At 71.4% G+C, this 1,914-nt stretch carries 1 protein-coding gene; it reads right to left on the reverse strand.

Annotated features, from left to right (window positions below; translation table 11 throughout):
- Positions 1–126: 126 nt before the first annotated feature.
- The gene (locus tag Mterra_RS20910; RefSeq protein ID WP_119316834.1) at positions 127–1,731 is read right to left on the reverse strand and encodes a succinic semialdehyde dehydrogenase; all 1,605 of its coding nucleotides are present in this window, start codon (positions 1,729–1,731) and stop codon (positions 127–129) included.
- Positions 1,732–1,914 lie beyond the last annotated feature (183 nt).

Raw genomic sequence — 1,914 nt, forward strand, 5'->3', positions numbered from 1 at the left:
CTCCCCGCCCGCGGGGAGGGTTTATCCCCCCCAGCCCCCCTTGTTAAGGGGGGTAAACAAAGGGCGTCTCGCGTTTGGCGTTTGGCGTACGACGTACGACCCGCGTCCGGCATTCGACCATCGCCATCAAACCCTATACCTCCACCGCATCACCCACTTCATCCCGTGCAGCGCCCACGTCACGATGCGCCCGTACCAGCCGCGGGGCAGCCAGGCGGGGCCGGTGATGGGGATGAGGCGCTCGAGCGCCACCGTCTGCAGCTCGGTGAAGCGGTAGAGGCCCTCCTTGCCGTGGCGTCGGCCCAGGCCCGAGGCCTTGAAGCCGCCCATGGTGGCGTCCATCGAGATCCAGGCCGCGGCGTAGGCCTCGTTGACGTTGACGGTGCCGGCCTGGATGCGCGCGGCCACCGCGCGGCCCTTGGCGAGGTCGCGGGTCCACACGCTGGCGTTGAGGCCGTACTCGCTGGCGTTGACGCGCTCGAGGACCTCCTCGAGGTCGCCGTAGGGGTAGAGCGCGACCACGGGCCCGAAGGTCTCCTCGCTGTACACGCGCATCTCGGGGGTGACGCCCTCGAGCACCGTGGGCTCGAAGAACAGCGGCCCCAGGTCGGGGCGGGCCTTGCCCCCCGTGAGCACCCGCGCACCCTTGGCTACCGCGTCCTGCACGTGGGCCTCGACCAGCTCGAACTGGCGGGCCACGGTGAGCGAGCCGATCTGGGTGCGGTGGTCGAGGGTTGAGCCCAGCCGCAGGCGGCTCACCTTCTCCACGAAGCGCCGCTTGAAGGCCTCGTAGACCGCCTCGTGCACGTAGATGCGCTCGATGGAGACGCACAGTTGCCCGGCGTTGGTGAAGCAGCCGTCCACCGCGCCCTTGACGGCGGCCTCGAGCGGGGCGTCCTCCAGCACCAGCATGGGGTTCTTGCCGCCGAGCTCGAGGTTGGCCCCGATCAGGCGCTCCCCGGCCTGCCGCGCCACGACGCGCCCGGTGCGGGTGCTGCCGGTGAGGGCGATGAAGTCCGCCGCGCCCACCAGCGCCGAGCCCACCTCCGCCGCGCCCGTCACCACCTGCATCAGGCCCGGGGGCAGCCCGGCCTCTTCCACCAGGCCCAGCACCCACAGCGCGGTGAAGGAGGTCTGGGGGTCGGGCTTGAGCACCACCGCGTTGCCGGCCATCAGCGCGGCCACGGGCTCGCTCACCGCCATGGTCAGGGGGTAGTTCCAGGGGCAGATCACCCCCACCACCCCCACCGGGTGCCGGTACTCCCAGGTCACGGTGAGGCCTGCGAAGGTTCCCCCGGCCCGGCGCGGGCGCAGCCACCCCGGCGCCCGCGTGGCGTAGTACTGCGCGTTGATGGCCGAGTCGAGGAGTTCCTCCTGGGCGTGGCGGCGGGCTTTGCCGGCCTCGAGCTGCACCAGGTCGAGGCCCTGCTCCTGCCGGGCGAGCAGCAGGTCGTGGAAGCGCAGCAGCACGCGGGCGCGTTCCCTGGGGTCCACCTTGGCCCAGGCCGCCTGCGCTTCCCTGGCCCGCCCCACCGCCGCCGCCACGTCGGCGGGCGTGCAGATGGGCAACTCGGCCAGCACGCGCTGGTCGAAGGGCGAGCGCACCGCCTCGAAGACCCCGCTCCGCGTGGGCACGCGCCCGGCCAGCCGCGCGAAGAACTCGGGGTTCAGGCTCGCGCTGGGCCCCGAGCGGGGCGGATTAACGATGGGCAGGCGTCCGGTCTCGATCACGGGCATCTCCTGATGGCGGGTCTGCCTTCATGGTGGGGTGAAATTTGGTCCGAGTCAAGCGAGTTGGGGGGAATGGCGTGGGGGACGGCGGGGGAGGTCGGTGGCCGGTAGGCGAATGCGGGTTGTACGTCCTAACGTCTTACGTCCTACGCCGTACGCCGAACGCAAGATGCAAGACGCGAG

Origin of the sequence: Calidithermus terrae (assembly GCF_003574345.1) — a bacterium.
GTDB lineage: Bacteria > Deinococcota > Deinococci > Deinococcales > Thermaceae > Calidithermus > Calidithermus chliarophilus.